General features: G+C 76.1%; 2 protein-coding genes and 1 pseudogene. 2 read left to right on the forward strand and 1 reads right to left on the reverse strand.

Annotated elements, in window-relative coordinates; all coding sequences use genetic code 11:
• A pseudogene (locus SM793_RS36185) lies at positions 1–1,027 on the forward strand (hypothetical protein); the annotation flags it as partial.
• Positions 1,028–1,347: 320 nt separating this feature from the next.
• Here SM793_RS36185 and SM793_RS36190 read toward each other — a convergent pair.
• Positions 1,348–2,157: an RNA methyltransferase gene (locus SM793_RS36190; protein WP_320443387.1), complete on the reverse strand. Its 810-nt coding sequence runs from the start codon at positions 2,155–2,157 to the stop codon at positions 1,348–1,350.
• 97 nt (positions 2,158–2,254) lie between these two features.
• Between SM793_RS36190 and SM793_RS36195 the strand changes: the two genes are divergently transcribed.
• Positions 2,255–5,029 carry a SpoIIE family protein phosphatase gene (locus tag SM793_RS36195; protein ID WP_320443388.1) on the forward strand — a complete coding sequence of 925 codons (2,775 nt, stop codon included), beginning with the start codon at positions 2,255–2,257 and terminating at the stop codon, positions 5,027–5,029.
• Positions 5,030–5,107: the final 78 nt, after the last annotated feature.

The following is a 5,107-nucleotide window of genomic DNA, read 5'->3' on the forward strand; positions in this document are numbered from 1 at the left end:
CGGCGGGGCGCCCGGCGGCGCTGTCCGGCGGGCCCCCGGTCCCGGCCACGACAGCAGCCAGGCGGTCACCGCCCCGCTCCCCCGGCCCGAGGCGGTCCAGGCCACCCGGCCGATGCGCGAGCGGCAGGCCACGCCGCCGCCCGGACGCGAGCGGGTCCAGCGGCCGGGGCGGCCCCGCGACCGGCAGCACACCCCGGTGCCGGGCGGCCGGCCGGGCACCGCACGACAGCGGTTGCTGCGGCAGCGGCTCGTGGTGTTCGTGACGGTGACGGTCGGAGTGGCGCTGGCCATCGCGGCGGCGCAGGGGTGCGAGAACCGCGACAACCAGGGGCTGCGGCCGTCCGTGAGCTCCTCCGTCGCACCGGGCCCGGCGGATGCCCCCGGAGCGGCTGTCGGGGCGGCCGGGGCGACCGCCTCGGGGAACCAGCCGAACGGCGGGACGCCCCCGGCGGGACTTTCCGCGGACGGCATCGCGCCGTCGACCAGCCCGCTGGCGGCCGCGGCCCACGGCGCGCCGGCGGCCGGGGACGCCGCGCTGGCACCCGCCCAGGGCGCCGGGCCGGCGGTCGACTGGCCGAACCGCTCCTACGCCGATCCGGCGGGCGGTCCCGCGATCACCCTGCGGGACGGCCGCTCGGCGGGCCCGGGGCCGCAGGTCGTGCTCAGCGCCGTACTCCCGGCGCGGTACAGGGGCGGGCCGGCGGCGCTGGTCGTCCTACGGCGCTCGGAGGGGTCGGTCCCGGTCGACCTGGTCCAGCTCTTCTCGTTCACCGGGGACACCCCGGTGGCCCTGACCTCGCGGTCCTCGGCGGCGGATCCGCAGGCGGTCGCAACCTGGCGGCTGGACAACGGCGCGCTGGTCCGCGAGGAGCGGGCCACCCAGACCGGGGCGACCACCTCCACCCGCTACGCGCTGCGGGCGGACGGCACGCTGGACGAGTCCTGGCCCGGTTCGGCCACCACTCTCCCGGCGGTGACCCCGCCCCCGGCCGCCGCACCGGCACCGCCCACGGCCCCGGCGGGCTGACCTCCGGGGGTTTCCTGGCCTGTCCGGGAGCGTCCGGGAGTGGGAAGTCGGCGGATCCGACGTCCCACGCGGGCGCCCTCTCCCGCCGGGGCGGGGCCTCCCGCGTCACCCGGCGGGCACCCGCTGCCCGCTGCCCGCTGGTCCACCGCGTCCCCGCGTTGCGCGGGAGGTCCGGCGGACCGACTTCCTCCGCAGCCACGTCGGCGCACGGGAGCCCCGGGCCGTCGGACCAGTGCGCACAGGCCCGTCGCCGCACGGCGTGGGAAGTCGGGCGGGCCGACTTCCCACGCGCCGCCCGCCCGGGGGTTCGAGGCGTGGGGTCAGCGGGCGGCGGTGACGGCGTAGAAGGCGACGGCTGCGGCGGCGCCGACGTTGAGGGAGTCGATGCCATGGGCCATCGGGATGCGGACGGCGTGGTCGGCTGCGGCCAGGGCCCGCTGGGTGAGGCCGTCGCCCTCGGCGCCGAGCATCAGGGCCGTCCTGGCCGGACCGTCGGTGACCACCGAGGCCAGGTCGACGGCGGTCTCGGCCGGGGTGAGCGCGAGCAGCTGGAAGCCGGCGGCGCGCACCGCGTCCAGGGCGGCCGGCCAGGGTTCCAGCCGCGCGTACGGGACGGCGAAGACCGCGCCCATCGAGACCTTGACCGCGCGCCGGTACAGCGGGTCGGCGCAGTCGGGCGAGAGCAGCACGGCGTCCATGCCGAGGGCGGCCGCGCTGCGGAAGATCGCGCCGAGGTTGGTGTGGTCGACCAGGCCCTCCAGGACGGCCACCCGGCGGGCGCCCGCCAGCAGGTCGGCGGCGTCCGGCAGCGGCTGCCGCTCCATCGAGGCGAGCGCGCCGCGGTGGACGTGGTAGCCGGTGACGGCCTCGGCCAGACCCGGTTCCACGACGTGCACCGGGGCGTCGGCCTCGGCGATCACGTCCGCCATCACGTCCAGCCACTTGGGGGTCAGCAGCATCGACCGCATCCGGTAGCCGGCCGCGAGGGCGCGGCGGACGACCTTCTCGCCCTCCGCGATGAACAGGCCCTCGGCGGGTTCGCGGCGGCGGCGGAGTTCGACGTCCGTCAGACCGGTGTAGTCGGCGAGACGGGGGTCGGCGGGGTCGGTGATGGCGCTGGGTTCGGACACCCTGTGATCCTGCCAAGTCGGGCCGGGGAAGGCCAACCGGCCCAACGTCGTCGCGGGTGGCCTTGGCCCGTCGGCTCGTGGAGTGCAAATATGACGTATGGCCCGTTTTTCGGGCCGATCCTGGGCTCCGTCGGACCCTGGTGCGACCGGTTCCGCTTCCGGCTCCCGATCCACCGGTGCCGCCGCCGGCTCCCCCGGTGGGCGCCCACACGGTCGGCACCAGTACGCCCGAACGGCCCGGTCCAAGCCGGTCCGGCTGCGCTCGGTGGCCGGACAGGTCTTCGCGTTGCAGGTCGTCGTGGTGCTGTTGCTGGTGGTGGCCGCCGTGGTCGCCCTGGTGGTGCAGTCCCGCAACGACGCCCGGCAGGAGGCCACCACCCGCTCGGTAGCGGTCGCCCAGACCTACGCCAACTCGCCGGGCATCGTCGAGGCGCTGCGCTCCCCCGACCCGAGCGCGGTCCTCCAGCCCTCGGCACAGGCGGCGCGGATCAACGCCGGCGTGGACTTCATCGTCGTACTCGACAACGACGGCATCCGCTACACCCACCCGAACCCGGACCGGATCGGCCACAAGTTCGTCGGCGACTACCAGCCCGCGCTGTCCGGGCAGGTGGTGACCGAGGAGGTCACCGGGACCATCGGGCCGCTGGTGCAGGCGATCGTGCCGGTGCGGGCGCCGGACGGGCAGATCGTCGGGATGGTGTCGGCGGGCATCACGATCGCCAATGTGACCAGCGCCAGCGAGCGGCAGCTGCCGGTGGTGCTGGGCGCGGCGGCGGCCGCGCTCGGGCTGGCGACCGGTGGGGCGGCGCTCATCAGCCGGCGGCTGAAACGGCAGACCCACGGGCTGGGGCCGACCGAGATGACCCGCATGTACGAGCACCACGCGGCGGTGCTGCACGCGGTGCGCGAGGGCGTGCTGATCCTGGGCGGTGACGGACGGCTGCTGCTCTGCAACGACGAGGCGCGGCGGCTGCTCGGCCTGCCGCTCGACGCCGAGGGGCGTCGGCTCGCCGAGCTGGGCCTGGAACCGGCGCCGCTGGAGCTGCTGACAGCCGGCGGGGCGGTCACCGACGAGGTGGTGATGGCCGGTGAACGGCTGCTCGCGGTGAACGTGCGGCCGACGGACCGGGACGGCGGGCCGCCCGGTTCGGTGGCGACGCTGCGGGACTCCACCGAGCTGCTGGCGCTGACCGGGCGGGCCGAGGTGGCGCAGGGGCGGCTGCGGCTGCTGTACGACGCCGGCGTCACGGTGGGCAGCACGCTGGACGTGACCCGGACGGCGGAGGAGCTGGCCCAGGTGACGGTGGGCCGGTTCGCGGACATCGTCACCGTCGACCTCGCCGAGCAGGTACTGGAGGGCGACGAGCCGCCGGCCGGTCCGGCGCTGCTGCGGATGCGGCGGGCCGCGCTGTCGACCGCGCGGGACGACTCGCCGTTCTACCCGGTGGGCACGGTGGTGGAGGTCGTGCCGTCGACACCGCTCGCCGGCGCGCTGAGCAGCGGGCTGCCCGGGATGGAGCCGCAGCTCGCGGAGGCGCGGGCGTGGCGGGAGCAGGACCCCGAGGGCGCGGAGCGGGCGCTCGCCCACGGGGTGCACTCGCTGGTGCGGGTGCCGTTGAAGGCGCGCGGTGTGCTGCTCGGGGTGGTGCGGTTCTGGCGGTCGGAGCGGGAGGAGCCGTTCGAGGAGGAGGACCTCGCGCTGGCCGAGGAGCTGGTCTCGCACGCCGCCGTCTGCATCGACAACGCGCGCCGGTACACCCGGGAGCACGCGATGGCGGTCACCCTGCAGCACAGTCTGCTGCCGCGCAGCCTGCCGGCGCAGAACGCGCTGGAGGTGGCGCACCGGTACCTGCCGGCGCAGGCGGGGGTGGGCGGCGACTGGTTCGACGTGATCCCGCTGCCGGGCGCGCGGGTGGCGATGGTGGTCGGGGACGTGGTCGGGCACGGGCTGCACGCCGCCGCGACGATGGGGCGGCTGCGGACGGCGATCCACAACTTCTCGACGCTGGACCTGCCGCCGGACGAGCTGCTGGGGCACCTGGACGAGCTGGTGAACCGGATCGACCAGGAGGAGTCGGCGACCGGCGGGGCGGCCGCGGCCGTCACGGGGGCGACCTGTCTCTATCTGATCTACGACCCGGTGTCGCGGCGGTGCACGCTGGCCAGTGCCGGGCATCCGCCGCCGGCGCTGGTGCGGCCGGACGGGACGGTGGTGTTCCCGGAGCTGCCGACCGGGCCGCCGCTGGGGCTCGCGGTGCTGCCGTTCGAGACGGTGGAGCTGGAGGTCGAGGAGGGCAGCCGGCTGGTGCTGTACACGGACGGGCTGGTCGAGGACCGTCAGCGGGACATCGACGTCGGGCTCGAGCTGCTGAGGGCGGCGCTGACCGGGCCGCCGCGCACTTCGGAGCAGACCTGTGCGGACGTGTTGGGGGCGCTGCTGCCGACGCGGCCGCAGGACGACATCGCGCTGCTGGTGGCGCGGACCAGGGTGCTGCCGGCGGACCGGGTGGCGCAGTGGGACGTGCCGACGGACCCGGCCGCGGTGTCCGGGGTGCGGGCGGCGGTGGCGGAGCGGCTGCGGCAATGGGGGCTGGACGAGGCCGCGTTCGTCACCGAGCTGATCCTGAGCGAGCTGGTGACCAACGCGATCCGGTACGGCACGGAGCCGATCCGGGTGCGGCTGCTCCTCGACCGGTCGCTGATCTGCGAGGTGTCGGACGGGAGCAGTACGTCGCCGCACCTGCGGTACGCGGCCACCACCGACGAGGGCGGGCGCGGGCTCTTCCTGGTCGCACAGTTCGCGGACCGGTGGGGGACGCGGTACACCGCCACCGGGAAGGTGATCTGGACGGAGCAGCCGTTGGAGTGAGGTGGGGATGGGGCGGGGGTGGGGCTCGTGCCCCCCCCCCCCCCCCCACCGGCCCCCGCACCCGCCCCCCCCCAATAA

This window comes from Kitasatospora purpeofusca, assembly GCF_034043715.1.
In the GTDB taxonomy this organism is placed as follows: domain Bacteria; phylum Actinomycetota; class Actinomycetes; order Streptomycetales; family Streptomycetaceae; genus Kitasatospora; species Kitasatospora purpeofusca_A.